Consider the following 16,255-nt stretch of genomic DNA (forward strand, 5'->3'; position numbering starts at 1 on the left):
CGCATCCGGTTTCTCGTCCGACTCGTTCGTCAAATTTCCTGAAAGGCCCTACCCGGTCATGAACGACATCTCCCTGCCCGCCGTCGTCGCGACGGCCCTGCATCGCGTGTTCGCCTCCTCCCCGCACGCCCCCGACAGCCTCGAGATGTGGCTGGCGGTCACCGCCGAGGCCACCCACCAACTCACGACCCCCACTGAACACGCTGCGTCGCAGTGGCTTCCGGTGTTCACCTACTACGACCAGAAGCGCATCGGAGCCGAATACAACCCAATCACCGCCGCTGTGCGGATCACCAGCGGGCCGCTGACCGGCATCACCTACCCCGACCCCGACAGCGCGTGCCGCGCGATCGTCACGGCCTATTCCACCCCCGCCCCAGACGTCGACCTCGACGTCGACCTCGACGCCGACATCGACAGTGACGGTGAGATCGCCAGTGGCGGTGAGATAGTCGATGACGACATGGTCGAGCTGATGACTCTATTACCGACGTGGCGGCTGAGCGTCGATTACGACCCGGCCCCGCACGCACAGCCACACCCCGCCGCAACCCGCTGAACTACTAGCCGCTCGCACCACGAAATCGGCCGGTGGGGCTGAGTAGAAGATCTGCTCGGCCCCACCGGCCGCTTGTCGAATGCCGTTGTGTCCCTTTATGACTAAAACTACTCGGGCCGCCCAATTTTGATCGACCACGTCGGATGCCGTGCGCAAGGCCTGAAACCGATGATTCGTCGGTCGTGCGAGCCAAGCCCGGGTGCACTGTCGGACACCGCCGGTAGCGTTTGAGGCTGTGCGCAACCCGATCCTGTCGATTCAGGTGCGATCCTGACCCGGTGGTTTCGCGCTCGAGGTCTGAGCACACGCAGCTCGGCACGTCAGGGTGCTATGGTTCTGGCCCTCCGCGGGCGTGATCGTCAGTGATCAAAGAAAACATCGGCCTGCAGGCCGGGGGGATTCAAGATGTAGACCCGTTCGCTCCGCTCGACCGAGCGGGCCCGAATCTCCTCGATAACCCGCCGACCCCAACGAGTCTCGCTCGACCACATCAGGGAAGTGATCGAGTCAATCCGCGGCAGCGTCGCCTCGGCCAGGTTCGCGCCGGTCAGGTCGGCGTCGGTCAGGTCCGCGTCGGTCAGGTTCGTGCGGGTCAGGTTTGCGTAGGTCAGGTCCGCGCGGCTCAGGTTTGCATCGGTCAGGTTCGCATCGGTCAGGTTCGCTTCGTGCAGGATCGCGAGGGACAAGTCCGCGACGGACAACTCCGCGTCGGTCAGGTCCGCGCCAGTCAGGTTCGCGCCAGTCAGGTTCGCGCCAGTCAGGTTCGCACGGATCAGCGTCGCTCCGCCCAGGTTCGCGGCGCGCAGGTCGGTGCGGATCAGGTTCGCGCCGGTCAGGTTCGCGTCGGTGAGGTCCTTGCCAGCCAGGTTCGCGCGGGTCAGATACGCATCGGTCAGGTTGGCGCCGCGCAGGTTCGCGCTGCGGAGGTACGCGCGGACCATGACGCCGAGCAGCTGCTCCGGGCTCTTCCTAACGGCAGCTGAGCGTGTTTCGGTCTGCCCTGGCTGATGGTATTGATCGGCCCGCGGCTGGAAGGCGGGCCAGGTTCCGGCGAGCACCGACAACAGTCGCCGCCCCAGTGAATCCGTCACAACCGTCGGCGTCGGTGCTGGCTGGAAGGCGGGCCAGGTTCCGGCGAGCATCGACAGCAGTCGACGCGCGTACGACAGCTCAGTCATTGCCCACCCCCGGAATTCTTCGACGAGAGCGAGGATTCGCTGTAGGAGGCCAGTTTCTTGACCAGTACAGGTGCTGCGACCCCTGCCCCGAATGCGGCAGCGTTGGTACTGATGATGTCGCCGTACGCGATAGCCCATGTCGTCAGACCAGCGACCCCCAGGTTGACCGCCAACCAGCTCAGGTACACGCTCCCACCAGGGCCACCGTTGCTTTTGAGCCAGGGCCAGCCTTTGACCCGAGTGCTGTCCTCCAGGTAGGCGATGCCGCAATTCGCCGCCGCGCCAGCGATCCCCCACAAGGCGTACTGCCACATCCTCCACACGGTAGATGCCCCAACGTTTTTCAGCGCGGGTTCGGGCGATAGTTCTCCATCGCAGATGGTTCCAACTCGGGACCCAAACTTCGAAGCTGCCGTCGATGTACAGGCACTGACACGAGGGCGTTCGCAGTCACGTGGGGCGTGATTGGGTAAACACCCGGAAGTGTCGATATGCCGAGGTTCCTTCAGGCCGTGCGCATGGTGTACGGGTGGACCTGACCTGTTGCTGACGGGCCGTAGCGTGGTGCATACTTTTGAACTTGTATTCGCTTGCTACGCAAAGCAAACCGGCGGGTATGAAAAGTGGCGACACGGAGGGTGAATGGGCCGCCTAGAACGATGGGATAAACGCTCCTCTTAGAGGAACCTCTTGACCGAGGCTGCCCAAAAAACGGAACTTTCCATCGGATACGGCATCAATTCCGTACACCCGCGCGAATTTCTGAATCTTCGATCGTCAATCCACTGAATTGGCCTTACGGCCCTTTTCTCCGTGACTGCTTGGTCCGCGGAGGGAGGTCGCCGTGGCCGACCTGAGCGCCGCGATCAGACGACACCTGAATCGGGCGGATGACCTCAGTAACCCCTCCCATGTGCGCGGACGTGCGTGCGAAGATGCGGTTGAGCAAATATTCCGATCGGTACCCGGATGCAAGACGAAGCGCAACGCGCTGGATTACTACCACTCCTCGGAGATCGATCTCATAGTCAGCAACGAGCGGCGCCAGGATGGACTCCGTTTGCTACCCAAGTATTTTCTGGTCGAATGCAAGCATTACACCGAACCCATCTCCTCGATGATCGTGCGGGATTTTCGCGCAAAAATTCAGGATCGCAATTGCAAGCTCGGTGTACTGGTTGCGGCCAATGGCGTCAGCGGCGGCAAATCCAGTGAGCGGAGAAGTGCCTACCATGCGGCGACGTGCGCCTTGAATCAGAAGATCGAGATCCTGCTGCTGACGCGCGACGACCTGACCGAGCTGCGGTCCAGTGCCGATGTCGTGAACTTGCTGCATGACCGTCGTATGGAGCTCAAAAGCACCACCACCTTCCCCTACCCGCGACGCCCGCCCCGCAACCGCCGATAGTCCCGGCTCAAGCCAGCTGACGTCGCCACGCTATTCCCGGGCTGAACAGGAACGTCTTGTGACCGATCGCCGTATTTGTCACTTACCGTGGTGTCCGACCTGGTGGTTTTCGCCGTTCTGATCACCGTATGTGACGAAGAGCGATAGTTGGCCCCGAGGTGTCGGATAGGTCGCCGGTCGTGGCATTTCGAGGATCGCTAGTTGGCCACGATGAAGAGCGATAGTTGGCCACTCGGAGTTCCAAGCCGGGCTTTCGATGGGTCATTTCAGCAGCGCCGAGCAGTCGCGGGCATCGATGCGATGGGCGATCCTGTCGGCGATGGGGTCGAGAAGCTTCCGCAGGTCGACGTAGTGCTGGTGTGGGTCGGCGCGAATGATTCGGGCGTAGATTGTCGTGATCTGGCTGGCCCAGCGCTGTTGGGTTATGAGCGGCTGCTGGGCCTGGATGGGTCGGGGCGCGTCGTGGTGTTCGCCGTTGGTGCCTCGGGTCCAGACGTAGATCGAGGCGACCCGGCGTTTGCGGTCATCAAGGACAGGCTGGACGGGGCCGGGCGTCGGGGGCAGCTTGCTGCTCAGCTGTTCCCAGGTGTCGATGTCGATCGACCAGTCTTGTAGTGCATGACGGCGCTTCCGGTGCCACAAGAAGTTCAGAAACGCCTTCACGTCACGGGCATAATCGTCCTGGGTATTCCAAGCCAGGCCGATCATGTCCGCGGACAGGAAGAAACCGTTCAGTGCAACGTCGTAGTCGAAGCGCGGCGACAACAGAAACGGCGTCTTGACCGGGATCACCGCAGCCTCCCGCGACTCCTGCCAATCATCGAGCACCATAGCTGAGAAGGATGGCGTCGGCGCCGAGGGTGTCGGCAGCTCAGCAAAATAGCACAACCTCCATCCGGAAACAGGCACCGCGACACCGTAGAGACCTACGACCGTCGACACGCCATGATTGGACGAACACGGTCAATGGCCGCCGATGTGTCCCGTCATGCCTTTGGAGGTAATTGTGGATGGCGCTGGCCACGTCGTCGTGCTGCCCGTGAAGTGCTGCGGCGCTTGGTGGAACAACGCGTCGGTGCCGGCCAGCGCTCATGGCAGCTCGTCGCCGATCTCGGCGTGCGCGACATCTTGATACTGATCACGAACAGCGCTATGCGCGAGCGGTTCGTCAACGCCGACCAGGCATGTGACTGGTGAGATCGCGTATTCAACTGTCGTGTGTTGTCGGGGTCCCGGACCGAACGGAATCCGGCGCTAATGCGGCGGTTCCGCGCGGGATTGATGCCGGAACCAGACGTAAGCGATTGCGGCCGAGGCAATTTGCTGCGGGATCCGCCCGGCGGCGAAAGCCCTTGGCCCCGAAGGACACCCGGTGGCCATGATGGCCGGCATGTGCCTGATGAAGTACTGGCCCCTGGCCGGATTGCAGGTGCGGACAGCGCCTGCACCTGCGCATTCCCGGTTTGCAGGACCTGGGCGCACTTGACAGACTGGCCGCTGAGGGAGTGAATGATCCGGCGGTGCAGCCATTCACGGCTGGAGTGGACGGCTGTGGAACGGACGAACATGCGCAGCGCGTGCTGCGGTGGCATTAGTGCTGGGCGGAATCGGCGGTATCGGGCGCGTTCGAGGACAACCGCGGTCATCTCCACGCACACGGGTTCGAAAATCCACACGACGCCCGGGAACGTTCGTGTTCGGTGTTTGCTCGACATTCGGGCTATCTCTCGTGGGTATCGGTCGTTCGGTCGAAATCCAGGGGCGGTGAGACCCAGTGGAATGGCAAGCTGTTTCGGGTGACCGGTATGGAGGCAGGGGCCGCGGCTGTGCGGGCTGGTGCGGCATTGGTCCAACCGTCGAAGTTGTTGTGGCGGTGGTGGAAACCGCCTACCGATAGGGTATCGGTGGCGATGTGGGCCGATGAATTGGCTGCGGCGGTGCAGAGCGCGGAAAGGGACCTGCGCAAGGACCTCTGTAGTGGTCCGGTCGGGTTCATTCGTGTCGATTTCGCCTTCGCCGCCGTGTCGCAGTCGCGACCGGGTGAGGTGATCGAGTCGGCCGATGCGTCCGAGATCGCAACCTATTGCGAGTCACTCGATCCGCCACCGCGGCGGTTGGTCATCCTCGGAGAGCCGGGTAGCGGCAAGACCGTCGCCGCGACCTATCTGGTGCAGGGACTGCTAAAAACACGATCGGGCATGGCCGATGCGATTCGCGCCGAACACCCGGTCCCGGTACGCGTGAATGCCGCGGGATGGGACGGCACAACTGATTTCTCTGGCTGGTTGATCACCCGGCTCGGCCTCGACTATCCGCAGTTGCGGCCCGCACTGACACGGAAACTGGTGGAAGTGGGGTTGATCCTGCCCGTGATCGACGGCCTCGACGAGATGGACACCGCCGACAGTCAGGGCAGGTCGGCTCGCGCGCTGCTGGATCACCTCAACAACACCTGGCGTAGCGAGCCGGTCATCGTCGTGTGCCGCGGCACCCTGTTCGAGCAACTGTGCCGCCAAGGCGAGGACAACGGACTGCACGCTGCCGCGACCGTCACCCTGCAACCGCTAGCAGCCGAACAGGTCAGCGATCACCTCACCGGACATCGCGATGCCACCGGCACGACCAGCCCGTCCTGGTCGACGATCACCACCCACGTCGCCACCAACCCGCACGGGCCGTTGGCGACCAGGCTGGAAACCCCCTGGATGCTCGGCCTCGCCATCACGGTCCTGCGCCATGACCCGAAAACCGCCGACCAACTCACCGCCTGCAGCACCACCGACGCCGTCGATGACCTGCTGTTCGCCGCCCAGATCCCCGCAGCGGTCACCGGCCGCGAACCCAAAGACGAACACCGCGACTACACCAGTGACGACGTCCGAACCTGGCTGCAGTCACTGGCCACACACCTGGACCACCGCCGCAGCACCGGAGCAGATGGCACCGCCATCCGGCTCGACGAGATCTGGGAAATCGCAGGAACCACCCGATGCCGCGCCCTGCACGGACTCACCGTCGGCATCATCACCACACTCGCGTTCGGGCTTCCGGTCGGGCTCTTGTCCGGACTCGCGTCCGGCGTCTGTGCAGGGCTAGCGTTCGGAGTCGGGTTCGGGCTCGCGTTCGGGGGCGCTCCCGAGTCCTCGCGGGCAAATCCAATCGTGTGGCGCGTACCCGGACGATCCAGATGGCGCGGGCTTCCGTTCGGGCTTTCGATCGGGCTCGCGATCGGACTTGTGGTCGGCCTCCCGGTCGGGGCCACAGCCGGGCTTCGGACCGGGCTCGCGGCCGGACTCACGGCCGGACTCCTGTCCGGGCTAGCGGGCGGGCTCACGGCCGGGCTCACGGTCGACGACGAGGAACGGTTACGTATTGCGGTCGATGAAAGGCGATTGGTCCGCGATAGCGCCATCACCGCAGCCTTGGTCGCGCTTCCGTTCGGGCTTTCGATCGGGCTGGCGTTCGGGCTCGTGATCGGGCTCCGGTTCGGGCTCCCAGTCGGGCTTGCGATCGGGCTTGGGCTTGGGCTTGGGATCAGTCCTGCGGCTGGCCGGTTTCTCATCGCAACGCTGGTCTTCCGGTTCACCAAGGCATTTCCGGCCCGACCTGCGATATTCCTGGATTGGGCTCGACGCAAGGGCCTGCTACGAGTGAACGGCACCGCCTATCAGTTCCGACACGAAACCTATCGGCACTGGCTACAGCGACAACCACCCCCACTAGCGCAACAGTAATTTCCGCAGACAAGAGGCGTGCTCACGTGGTGGCCGGTGCCAGCCGCTGAGGTCGGGCAGCTGGAAACTGTAGTAGCCTGTCGTCGCCGACGCACTCGGCTATCACCACGTCACCACAACCAAACTCGCCGCCGAGGCAGCGGCGAGCTGGAGTCGCTACGTCACCATCCCTCGGTTCCGCTCACCCACCGGACACGTTGGTCAGCGGCAGCAAGCCCCGCTCACCGAAGACCTTCTTCGCGACCAGGGTGGCGTTGATGGACCTCGGCATGCCCGCGTAGACGGCGGTGTGCAGCAACGCTTCCGAAATTTCGGTGGGGGTCAGTCCGACGTTGAGTCCCGCATTGATGTGCACGTCCAGCTCGATCTCACAGCCGCCGAGCGCCGCGAGCACGCCGAGGGTGACCAGCTGCCGGTCGCGGGGCGCGAGTTCGGGTCGGTCGTACATATCGCCGAAGGCCCAGGCCACCACCTGATGTCCGAGCTCGGGTGAGGTGTCGGCCAGCGACGCCACAATCCGTTGTCCCGCTTCGCCATCGACGCGCCCGAGGACCTCGAGGCCGTGGGTGTAACGCTGTTCGCGGTTCATGATTTCTCCTTGGACGCTTCGGTCGGTCTGACTGCTCAACTGTCGCGCACCGAACGACCGAATCAGCCCCGCAGGCATCAGTAGCTATGCTTCCTATGCTTGGGAGGTATGGATTGATGGAGCTTCGACTGCTCGGCTATGTGGTCGCGATCGCCGAGGAAGGCACGGTCAGCGGCGCGGCGCGGCGCTTGCACGTGACCCAGCCGACCCTGAGCAGGCAGCTGCGCGAACTCGAAAGACGGCTCGGTGTAACGCTTTTCGAGCGGGAGGGACGTGGGCTGACGCCGACCGCGGCGGGAGCGGCCCTGGCGCGACGAGCCGCCGCCGTCCTGGCCGAAGCCGACGCCGCACTCGAGGATGTTCGGCTGGCCGCACAAGGGATGACCGGCAGGCTGACCGTGACATTCGCCGGATCCGGCATCAATGGACCGCTCGGGGCGGTGCTCGGCAGGCTGCGAAGGGAACTGTCCGGGGTGGACCTGCGGCTCGAAGAGAGCTTCAGCGATGCGGAGATGTCCGCCGGTGTCCTGAACGGCCGCTACGACATCGCCGTACAGCGGCTGCCTGCGCGCGACGCCCGGCTGGCGACCCGCGCCTGGTGGAAGGAACCGCTGACCATGTTCCTGCCCGCCGCCCACCCCCTCGCCCACGCGGCCGGACCGGCACCGCTGTCGGCACTGGGCCAGATCCCCTTGGTCATCTGGCCACGCGAGGTCTCCTCCCGCTCCTACGACGAGATCATCGCGCTCTGCCATCGAGCCGGGGTGGTCCCGCGGATCGGCGGCGAAGGCCGCAGCGCCCAAACACTTTTGGCACTGGTAGCCGCCGGATTCGGCGCCGCCGTGCTCGCCGACTCGCACCGCGCGTTACGCCGTGTCGGGGTAGCCCCGAGACCGCTGGCCGACACCTCGACGGCGCTGCATGTCGCGTGGCGTACCGACGACCCGAGCCCGCTGGTCGCACGGTTCCACGCCGTGCTGGCAGAACACAGTCAAGAGCACGGAAACGCCGACGGCAATGCGGAAGAGGCCTACCCCAGCCACTAGGCCAGCCGATGTTGGCGGAGGGAGGGGAGCATTCGGTAGGCCTCGTCTTGCCAGAGGACGTGTGCCGGGCCGTACTGGCCGCTATCGACGGCAAAGCCGCGGCCGTGATCGGCATCGCGGACGCGGCGCGGGAAGCCTCCGCAGACGCGGTGCGCGAATTGCATGACCTGGGTGCCGAATTCGTCATGCTCACCGGTGACAACCAGGCCACCGCCGAACGCATCGCCACCGCCCTCAGCATCGACACCGTGATCGCCGAGGTGCTGCCCGGTGACAAGGCCGCCAAGATCGCCGAATTACAGTCCGGCGGCAGGAAAGTCGCCATGGTCGGTGACGGCGTCAACGACGCTCCCGCACTCGCGCAGGCCGATTTGGGCATCGCGATCGGCGCGGGAACTGACGTCGCGATCGAAACCGCCGACCTGGTCCTCATGCGCTCGGATCCACTGGATGTGCCCACCGCACTGCGGATCGGCCGCGGCACGTTGCGCAAGATGCACCAGAACCTCGCCTGGGCGGTCGGCTACAACGCCCTCGCCCTTCCCATCGCAGCGGGCGTGTTCGAACCGGCCTTCGGATTCACCCTGCGACCGGAAATCGCCGCGCTATCCATGTCCGGCTCGAGCGTCATCGTCGCCCTCAACGCCCTCGCTCTCAAACGTCTACACCTGCCCACCCGGTGAACGATTCCCTACGCGGCCAATGCCAGGTACCGAACACCGACGCCTGAACGTGTCGCACTACCCGGATTGCGACAGGTAAGGCTTGCGACCCCCACCCCGATCCTCGCCTCGGTTCTAGACCTGCCTGCCTCGCTGCGAAGAACGCGACAGCCTCCCGCTTTGGCGACGTCTGGAACCGACTACGCCTGCGGCGCAACAGCATTCACTCCGCAGTTGGCGATAGGACTGGGGGCTGGGTGTGTGGCCCACCGCCCAGGATGGACGGCTGCCGAGATCGGTGAGCTGGCCGAGGAATTCGCGGCGGCGACGGACCGGTTGACTGCGTTCAACACCCGCCACCGTGATACCCAGCGTGGACCAGTCCATATCGAATTATGTTGTCGTCGGCCAGCCGCGCAGCACCAGTATGGGTGAGGACCTGCGGGCCCCGCGCCTGCCCGTCCTCGGCCACACCCGCAAAGTGCCGACGCTGGAAACCTCGGCGCAGCGCAACAACCGTCGATATCCAGTGAGCACAGTGAGTTCGTAAGGCCTCGGCACGACCCAGTCATGCGGGGATGTGCGGTGCTGGATCGGGGCTGATGCGGTCGGCGATCGTGGCGCGGAAATGCGGGCAGCGAGTGAAGTCGTCGTGCTCGCAGCCCAGTGCGCCATCGACGATCGCGAGCGCGGTCTGTGCGGCGGCGATCGTCGCCGCCAGGTCCGCGCGGTGCCGTTGCAGGACGTCACGGCGGGTGTCCGGCCCGGCCGCGGTAATCAACGCTCGTACGACATCGAGCCCGAGCCCGGCTTCCTTAGCCCGCAGGATCACCGCGACTCGGAAGACATCGTCGCTGCTGTAGCGGCGGCGTCCAGCCGGATCGCGGTCAGGGGTCACCAACCCGAGCGCCTCCCAGTGGCGCAGCACGTGCGTGGCCAAACCGAACCTCGCCGCGACCGTCCCGATAGCGAGTTCCTCACCGCCGCTGCTTGACTTCATGCCGACATTAAGTCGCAGCATTGCCGCTATGTCCACACCCGAGCCCACCACATTCACTACTGCCGCCGGTCCCGGCGAATCCCTGATCCGGCTGCTCGACGCCGCCGAAACGTTGCCCGGCGCCACTGCCCTGCGCGCGGCATCGTATGACCTGCTGCGACTGCCGCCTGCAGCGGCCGTGGTCGACGTTGGCTGCGGCACCGGTCGGGCCGCCGCCGAACTCGCCCGGCAAGGCATGCGGGCTGTCGGTGTCGATGCCAGCGAGCACATGATCGCGGGGGCTCGCGACCGGTGGCCGGACACAGAATTCCGGTGCGGCAGTGCAACCGAACTGCCGCTGGCGGACGCCTCGATGCACGGGTACCGAGCAGACAAACTGTTCCACGAACTCGCCGACCCCGCGGCCGCGCTCGCCGAGGCGAGGCGAGGCGGGTGCTGGTGCCCGGCGGAAGGATCGTGCTGGCCGGGCAGGACTGGGACGCGTTCGTCATCGATTCCGACACCCCCGACCTCACTCGCACGATCGTGGCCGCCCGCGCCGACACCATCACCAACCCGCGCGCCGCCCGCCGCTACCGCAACCTCTTGCTGGACGCCGGTTCACCGACGTCAGTCTGGAGGTCCGCACCGCGATATTCACCGACACCCTGATACTGCCGATGCTGACCGGACTCGCCGAAGCCGCCCACACCGCCGGTGCGATCACCCGCGCCCACGCCAACGAATGGATCGCCGAACAAACCCACCGCGGCCACAACGACCGCCTGATGCTCGCTATGCCGTTGTACGTCGCCGACGCAACAGCACCCGGCACAGGGAAGCGTCACACCGGCCACGCCTGATCGGGCCGCATGCGCGCCGGCACAGCGGGATCTTCTCGATGGCCATCACGGTGATCAGGGTTTCGGGCAGAGTCAAACACATCCGGCCGTTGCCCTCGGATTCCACTTCCAGCACCGAACCGGTTTCGGCGATACCGAAATTCGCGTCGCTGACCGCGACGCGAGCGCTGAGGAACTTCTGCGAGTTCGGTCGCGATCAGCTCGAGCAACATCTGCTCATCACCCGGCTCGGGCCGCGCGGCCGTCGTGGACTTGGCCACCTCGACCGTCATCGGGTGTGGCCAGAACACCGGTGATCTTTGCGGCGACGGAAGGCACCGGCGAGGAGGGTCTTTCGGCTCTGCCGCACGGTTCGCGCGAGCGGCATGCTGTGCTCGTGATCACCCCACCGACACGGCGACAACCGATCCGGACGCTCGACCGGAGGCCGTTCGATCAGACGGTCGAACGACTGTGCCTGGAGTTCGACAGCCAGTTCTCCCGAATCCGGGTAGTTTCGACGGTCCGGCAGTGCGCCGAGGATCTGGCGGGCACGCCCCCCGGCGCATTGCCCGAACTCTGTGAGCGGTTGGCCCGCCAACGCCTGCTCGACATGATGCTCACACCCGCTGCGTGCGGGTAGACCTGCGGAGTTCGATGTGGACGTCAGTGCCGCCGCGGCCACGCCGGGAGTTCCGGCCCTTGATCTGAGGGACGGATCGCCCGACTCTGAACAGGTGAGAGCATGCGGGCAGCCTGCACCGGTGATCGATGTACGCCGACATGACGCGGTGATCTTCGACATGGACGGGGTGGTCACCGATAGCGCGTCGATACATGCTGCCGCGTGGACCGAACTGTTCGACGCATTTCTCGCCGAATGCCCCGCCGAGCCGGGCCAGGACCGCGCACCGTTCACCGACGCCGATTACCAGCGTTTCGTGGACGGTAAACCGCGCTACAGCGGTGTGGCGGATTTCCTTGCGGCGCGCGGGATTTCGCTGCCCTGGGGTGATCCGTCCGATCCGGAGCACGCTGCTACCGTCTGTGGTCTGGGCAATCGTAAGGATCATCTGTTCTGGGATCGGCTGGCTCGCGACGGAGTCCAGGTTTTCGAGTCCACGGTCGCGCTGGTCCGTGAGTTGCGTGACGCGGGCATCGGCACAGCGATCTTCTCGGCCAGCCGCCATTGTGCCCAAGTGCTCGAGGCCGCGGGTGTCGGTGATCTGTTCGCGGTGCGCGTCGACGGGACGGTTGCCGAAGAGTTGGGGCTGGCCGGCAAGCCCGACCCGGCGATGCTGGTGGAGGCCACGCGTCGGCTGGGTGCGGATCCGAGCCGGACCGTCGTCGTCGAGGACGCCGAAGCGGGCGTCACCGCCGGTCGACGGGGCGGGTTCGCCTCGGTGATTGGTATCGACCGGACCGGGCACGCCGACCAGTTGCGTTCCCATGGTGCCGATGTAGTGGTCACCGATCTGGCGGAGGTCCGCGTGCGTGCCGGCTTCCGGCGCATGTCCGAGGTCGCGGGTGCGCTGGAATCCTGGCCCCGAATCTCTGCCCTGCTCGATACCGAAAACGTAGCCGTACTAATGGATTTCGACGGCACGGTCGCTGAGATCGTCCCGGACCCGGATACCGCCGGCCTGGTCGAGGGAGCCGCGGCGGCGATCACCGCGCTCGCCGAGGTATGCCCGGTCGCGATCGTCAGCGGCCGCGATCTGACCGATCTGCGAAAGCGGGTGGGGTTGGCGGGAATCTGGTATGCGGGAAGTCACGGCTTCGAACTAGTTGCTCCCGACGGCGGCTATCACGTACACGATGCGGCGCCCGCCGCCGAACAGGCGATCGCCGCCGCAGCCGCAGAACTGGGCCGCCGGGTCGGCGATATTCCCGGAGTTCGGGTGGAGCACAAGCGATTCGCCGTCGCGATGCACTATCGCAACGCAGCGCCCGATGTCGTCGCCCGGGCAATCGGTGCGGTGCACGCGGTCGCACAGCAGGGCGGGTTACGAGTGACGAACGGGCGCAAAGTCACCGAGTTGCGCCCGGATGTGGACTGGGACAAAGGCCGAGCCCTCGACTGGATCCTGAATCATCTGCCGGGGCCGGAACTGCCGATCTATCTCGGCGACGATCTCACCGACGAGGACGGCTTCGATGCTGTCGCCTCGCACGGCATCGGAATCGTGGTGCGTCACAGCGAGGACGGCGACCGTAGCACGGCGGCACGATTCGCGGTGGACGGCCCCGGCCGCACGCGCGACCTGCTCGACCGAATGGCAGGGACCCTGGCTCGCGCATCCGACTCGGCGACGGCCGATGCCTGGACACTCGTCTTCGACGGGTACGACCCGCACACCGAGAAACTGCGCGAAGCACTGTGCACGGTGGGCAACGGCTACTTCGCCACGCGCGGTGCCGCACCCGAGTCGCGGGCCGGCGAGCACCACTATCCCGGCACCTACGCGGCCGGAATCTACGACCGTCGCAGCGACGAGCTCGCAGGGCGAACGGTGGACAACGAAAGCCTGGTGAACCTGCCGAACTGGCTGCCGGTGTCATTGCGGATCGATGACGGTGAATGGTTCGACATCGACACCACCGAATTACTGTCCTACCGACAGGAACTTGATCTGCGCCGGGCAGTGCTCACCCGCAGTCTCCGATTCCGCGACACGGCGGACCGGATCACGCAGGTCACGCAGCGACGGTTCGCCGCCATGCACCGGTCGCACGTATGTGCCATGCAGACCACGATCGTCGCCGAAAACTGGTCGGGACGGCTGGTGATCCGCTCGACACTCGACGGCGCCGTCCAGAACTCGTTGGTGCAACGCTATCGAGCCCTGTCCGGTGACCATCTCACCCCTGTTCGGGCTACGAAACTGTCCACCGATTCGGTACTGCTGGTCGTGCAGACCAGCCGTTCTCGGATCCCCGTGGCGATGGCGGCCCGCAACAGAATTCAGCGGGACGGGGAAACGATCACCGACACTGGGCAACTCGTCGAGCAGAACGGCATGATCGGACACGACATCGATATTCAGATGACCGCCGGGGCGGCGGCGACCTTGGAGAAGGTCGTCACCGTCTTCACCGGGCGCGACCACGCGAGCTCCACTCCGGAGGAGGAGGCCGCCCGCTGGATGAGCTGCCAGCCCGGGTTCGCGGATCTGCTGGACGGACATACCGCGGCGTGGGAACACCTGTGGGACAGGTTGCGTATCGATCTCCAAGACCGCGAGAACGCGGTGCGCATACTGCGTCTGCACCTGCTGCATCTGGTGCAGACACTCTCACCCAACACCGCCGACCTCGACGTGGGTGTTCCAGCGCGGGGCCTGCACGGGGAGGCCTATCGCGGACATGTTTTCTGGGACGAGCTGTTCGTATTCCCGGTGTTGAACCTGCGCTTTCCCGCCCTGACCCGCTCGCTGTTGCGCTACCGCTACCGGCGATTGGCCGAAGCACGCCGCGCCGCAGCTGAAAACGGGTGGGTCGGTGCGATGTTCCCCTGGCAGTCCGGCAGCGACGGCCGCGAGGAAAGCCAGCAGATGCATCTCAACCCCCGGTCCGGGCGTTGGAATCCCGACCCCAGTCATCGGGCCAGGCACATCGGCATCGCCATCGCCTACAACGTCTGGCACTACTATCAGGCGACCGACGACCGCGAATTCCTCACCGAATACGGCACCGAAATGCTGGTGGAGATCGCCCGGTTCTGGGCGAGCATCGCCACCTACGACGCCGAGCGAGACCGCTACCGCATTCATGGCGTAATCGGCCCGGACGAATTCCACTCCGGCTATCCGGCAGCACCGCACGCCGGCATCGATGACAACGCCTACACCAACGTCATGGCGGTCTGGGTGATTCTGCGGGCGCTCGACGCGCTGGACCTGCTGACCCCGCGCGATCGCGCTGAACTGATGGAAACCCTCGGCGTCGCAGTCTCGGAGCCGGCGCACTGGGCCGAGGTCAGCCGCAGGATGTATGTGCCGTTCCACGACGGTGTTATCAGCCAATTCGAAGGCTATGACCAACTGGCCGAACTGGATTGGGACCGCTACCGGCAGCGCTACGGTGACATCCGAAGGCTGGACCGAATCCTCGAGGCCGAGGGCGACGACGTCAACCGGTACCAGGCGGGCAAGCAGGCCGACGTGCTGATGCTGTTCTATCTGCTGTCCTCGGACGAACTCCGAGAACTGCTGCAACGGCTGGGATACGACCTGCCAGGGGAGATGATCCCACGCACCATCGACTACTACCTCGCTCGCACCTCACACGGATCGACCTTGAGCAGCGTCGTACACACCTGGGTGCTGGCCCGTGCCAACCGTGACCGCGCCATCGAGTTCTTCAACAGTGTCCTGGAATCCGATATCGGGGACATCCAGGGCGGAACGACCGCCGAAGGTATCCACCTGGGTGCGATGGCGGGCAGCATCGACCTGGTGCAACGGTGTTTGACCGGGCTGGAAACTCGTAGCGGGCGTTTGATATTCACGCCACACTGGCCGGAATCCTTGGGTTGGCTGGAGTTCCCGATCAGCTACCGCGGTCACCGGCTGACCATCCGGATCAGTGGCGACGGCGTGCAAGTGCGGTCGGAGCCGGGTGAGCTGGCGCCGATCGAAATCGAATGCCGAGGCCATGTCGAGCAGCTCCCGCCAGGCTGGACCTTTCGGGTGGAGCGGAGATCGGCGCGGCCCCGCATCTACGGCAACGACAGCCAATAATCCTGGAAGCGCACGAAACAGTCGTTTTCGCGCGCGGAACTGGGAGCAGCAGCCGCAGTCGGCGCACCTGCTTCCTCGCGGCCGTGCTCAACCGAGTCGGCTTGGGCACATTGCTTCCTGATCGGGTCCGCGGGAATGGTGAGCCTGCCAGTAAACTCCACCCGGCCCATGCGGTTTTCTAATTGGCGATGCGACTGCTGGTGTTCCTATCGGTCCCTATCACCACCGCGGTCGAGGCCAGCTGACGTTGATCCACATCATGTTCGGCGCGCCCACGTGTCGCCGGGCCATCACCCCTCATCGACTCGCTCTGCGATGCTTTGTTCATTTCGCTGCCCCCTGTGTTGTTCCTGCTCGCGGGTATCTGGTTGTCGGACAAAGCATCTCGTCCGACCGACTCGGCTGTGTGGGGACGAACTCGTCGGCCGTGATAATCGACAAGCATGAGACGGCCGCAAGAAATGGGGGAGGGGTTCGATCGATCAGGGTTTCGAACCGGCGGTCCGGGTCGAATTC

14 protein-coding genes and 3 pseudogenes are annotated in these 16,255 nt (G+C 65.0%); 11 read left to right on the forward strand and 6 right to left on the reverse strand.

Going from position 1 to position 16,255, the window contains the following annotated elements; translation table 11 throughout:
- Positions 1-58: 58 nt before the first annotated feature.
- The gene (locus ACQP1T_RS19715) at positions 59-559 is read left to right on the forward strand and encodes a hypothetical protein (RefSeq protein ID WP_433754524.1); all 501 of its coding nucleotides are present in this window, start codon (positions 59-61) and stop codon (positions 557-559) included.
- A 359-nt stretch (positions 560-918) separates the two neighbouring features.
- Here ACQP1T_RS19715 and ACQP1T_RS19720 read toward each other — a convergent pair whose 3' ends face one another.
- Together ACQP1T_RS19720 and ACQP1T_RS19725 are read right to left on the reverse strand one after the other, a co-directional pair.
- Positions 919-1,737, reverse strand: coding sequence for a pentapeptide repeat-containing protein (locus tag ACQP1T_RS19720; RefSeq protein WP_433754525.1), 819 nt, complete (start codon positions 1,735-1,737; stop codon positions 919-921).
- Positions 1,734-2,051 (reverse strand): hypothetical protein, encoded by a 318-nt coding sequence (locus ACQP1T_RS19725; protein ID WP_062993797.1) that lies wholly within the window; start codon positions 2,049-2,051, stop codon positions 1,734-1,736. The genes ACQP1T_RS19720 and ACQP1T_RS19725 overlap by 4 nt, the downstream gene beginning before the upstream one ends.
- Before the next feature lie 530 nt (positions 2,052-2,581).
- Between ACQP1T_RS19725 and ACQP1T_RS19730 the strand changes: the two genes are divergently transcribed.
- Positions 2,582-3,145: a restriction endonuclease gene (locus tag ACQP1T_RS19730; RefSeq protein WP_433754526.1), complete on the forward strand. Its 564-nt coding sequence runs from the start codon at positions 2,582-2,584 to the stop codon at positions 3,143-3,145.
- Between the two features lie 261 nt (positions 3,146-3,406).
- On the opposite strand, the gene ACQP1T_RS19735 is transcribed toward ACQP1T_RS19730, so the two are convergent.
- Positions 3,407-3,976, reverse strand: a complete 570-nt coding sequence (locus ACQP1T_RS19735; protein ID WP_433754527.1) for a hypothetical protein — start codon at positions 3,974-3,976, stop codon at positions 3,407-3,409.
- A 135-nt stretch (positions 3,977-4,111) separates the two neighbouring features.
- On the opposite strand from ACQP1T_RS19735, the gene ACQP1T_RS19740 reads away from it, so the two are divergent.
- Together ACQP1T_RS19740 and ACQP1T_RS19745 are read left to right on the forward strand one after the other, a co-directional pair.
- The gene (locus ACQP1T_RS19740) at positions 4,112-4,342 is read left to right on the forward strand and encodes a hypothetical protein (RefSeq protein WP_433754528.1); all 231 of its coding nucleotides are present in this window, start codon (positions 4,112-4,114) and stop codon (positions 4,340-4,342) included.
- 599 nt (positions 4,343-4,941) lie between these two features.
- Complete coding sequence (locus ACQP1T_RS19745) at positions 4,942-6,879, forward strand: NACHT domain-containing protein (protein WP_433754530.1); 1,938 nt, start codon at positions 4,942-4,944, stop codon at positions 6,877-6,879.
- A 181-nt stretch (positions 6,880-7,060) separates the two neighbouring features.
- Here ACQP1T_RS19745 and ACQP1T_RS19750 read toward each other — a convergent pair whose 3' ends face one another.
- The gene (locus tag ACQP1T_RS19750; RefSeq protein WP_433754531.1) at positions 7,061-7,468 is read right to left on the reverse strand and encodes a carboxymuconolactone decarboxylase family protein; all 408 of its coding nucleotides are present in this window, start codon (positions 7,466-7,468) and stop codon (positions 7,061-7,063) included.
- A 116-nt stretch (positions 7,469-7,584) separates the two neighbouring features.
- On the opposite strand from ACQP1T_RS19750, the gene ACQP1T_RS19755 reads away from it, so the two are divergent.
- Together ACQP1T_RS19755 and ACQP1T_RS19760 are read left to right on the forward strand one after the other, a co-directional pair.
- Entirely contained in the window at positions 7,585-8,514 is a 930-nt protein-coding gene (locus ACQP1T_RS19755; protein WP_433754532.1) for a LysR family transcriptional regulator, read from the forward strand.
- A 68-nt stretch (positions 8,515-8,582) separates the two neighbouring features.
- Positions 8,583-9,197 (forward strand): annotated as a pseudogene (locus tag ACQP1T_RS19760) (HAD-IC family P-type ATPase); the annotation flags it as partial.
- A gap of 547 nt (positions 9,198-9,744) precedes the next feature.
- Here the strand turns inward: ACQP1T_RS19760 and ACQP1T_RS19765 are convergent.
- On the reverse strand, positions 9,745-10,176 hold the full coding sequence (locus tag ACQP1T_RS19765; RefSeq protein WP_433754533.1) for a MerR family transcriptional regulator: 432 nt from the start codon (positions 10,174-10,176) through the stop codon (positions 9,745-9,747).
- A gap of 28 nt (positions 10,177-10,204) precedes the next feature.
- Between ACQP1T_RS19765 and ACQP1T_RS19770 the strand changes: the two are divergent.
- The 3 genes and pseudogenes from ACQP1T_RS19770 to ACQP1T_RS19780 all read left to right on the forward strand — a co-directional run.
- Positions 10,205-10,543, forward strand: a pseudogene (locus ACQP1T_RS19770) (class I SAM-dependent methyltransferase); the annotation flags it as partial.
- Between the two features lie 71 nt (positions 10,544-10,614).
- Entirely contained in the window at positions 10,615-10,827 is a 213-nt protein-coding gene (locus tag ACQP1T_RS19775) for a hypothetical protein (RefSeq protein WP_433762573.1), read from the forward strand.
- Positions 10,828-10,835: 8 nt separating this feature from the next.
- Positions 10,836-11,018, forward strand: coding sequence for a hypothetical protein (locus ACQP1T_RS19780; protein ID WP_433762574.1), 183 nt, complete (start codon positions 10,836-10,838; stop codon positions 11,016-11,018).
- Between the two features lie 28 nt (positions 11,019-11,046).
- On the opposite strand, the pseudogene ACQP1T_RS19785 reads toward ACQP1T_RS19780, so the two are convergent.
- Positions 11,047-11,199: pseudogene (locus ACQP1T_RS19785) on the reverse strand (LUD domain-containing protein); the annotation flags it as partial.
- Between the two features lie 96 nt (positions 11,200-11,295).
- On the opposite strand from ACQP1T_RS19785, the gene ACQP1T_RS19790 reads away from it, so the two are divergent.
- Positions 11,296-11,640 (forward strand): hypothetical protein, encoded by a 345-nt coding sequence (locus ACQP1T_RS19790; protein ID WP_433754534.1) that lies wholly within the window; start codon positions 11,296-11,298, stop codon positions 11,638-11,640.
- Positions 11,641-11,761: 121 nt separating this feature from the next.
- Complete coding sequence (gene otsB / locus ACQP1T_RS19795) at positions 11,762-15,739, forward strand: trehalose-phosphatase (protein ID WP_433754535.1); 3,978 nt, start codon at positions 11,762-11,764, stop codon at positions 15,737-15,739.
- The last annotated feature ends 516 nt before the right edge of the window (positions 15,740-16,255 follow it).

The organism is Nocardia sp. CA-135398, assembly GCF_050955845.1.
Classification (GTDB): domain Bacteria; phylum Actinomycetota; class Actinomycetes; order Mycobacteriales; family Mycobacteriaceae; genus Nocardia.

Coding starts and splice junctions, on each gene's coding strand:
- ACQP1T_RS19780 (WP_433762574.1), top strand. CDS start 10,836: ATGCTGACCGGACTCGCCGAAGCCGCCCACACCGCCGGTGCGATCACC.
- ACQP1T_RS19735 (WP_433754527.1), bottom strand. CDS start 3,976: ATGGTGCTCGATGATTGGCAGGAGTCGCGGGAGGCTGCGGTGATCCCG.
- ACQP1T_RS19740 (WP_433754528.1), top strand. CDS start 4,112: ATGGCCGCCGATGTGTCCCGTCATGCCTTTGGAGGTAATTGTGGATGG.
- ACQP1T_RS19720 (WP_433754525.1), bottom strand. CDS start 1,737: ATGACTGAGCTGTCGTACGCGCGTCGACTGCTGTCGATGCTCGCCGGA.
- ACQP1T_RS19750 (WP_433754531.1), bottom strand. CDS start 7,468: ATGAACCGCGAACAGCGTTACACCCACGGCCTCGAGGTCCTCGGGCGC.
- ACQP1T_RS19765 (WP_433754533.1), bottom strand. CDS start 10,176: ATGAAGTCAAGCAGCGGCGGTGAGGAACTCGCTATCGGGACGGTCGCG.
- ACQP1T_RS19715 (WP_433754524.1), top strand. CDS start 59: ATGAACGACATCTCCCTGCCCGCCGTCGTCGCGACGGCCCTGCATCGC.
- ACQP1T_RS19725 (WP_062993797.1), bottom strand. CDS start 2,051: ATGTGGCAGTACGCCTTGTGGGGGATCGCTGGCGCGGCGGCGAATTGC.
- ACQP1T_RS19755 (WP_433754532.1), top strand. CDS start 7,585: ATGGAGCTTCGACTGCTCGGCTATGTGGTCGCGATCGCCGAGGAAGGC.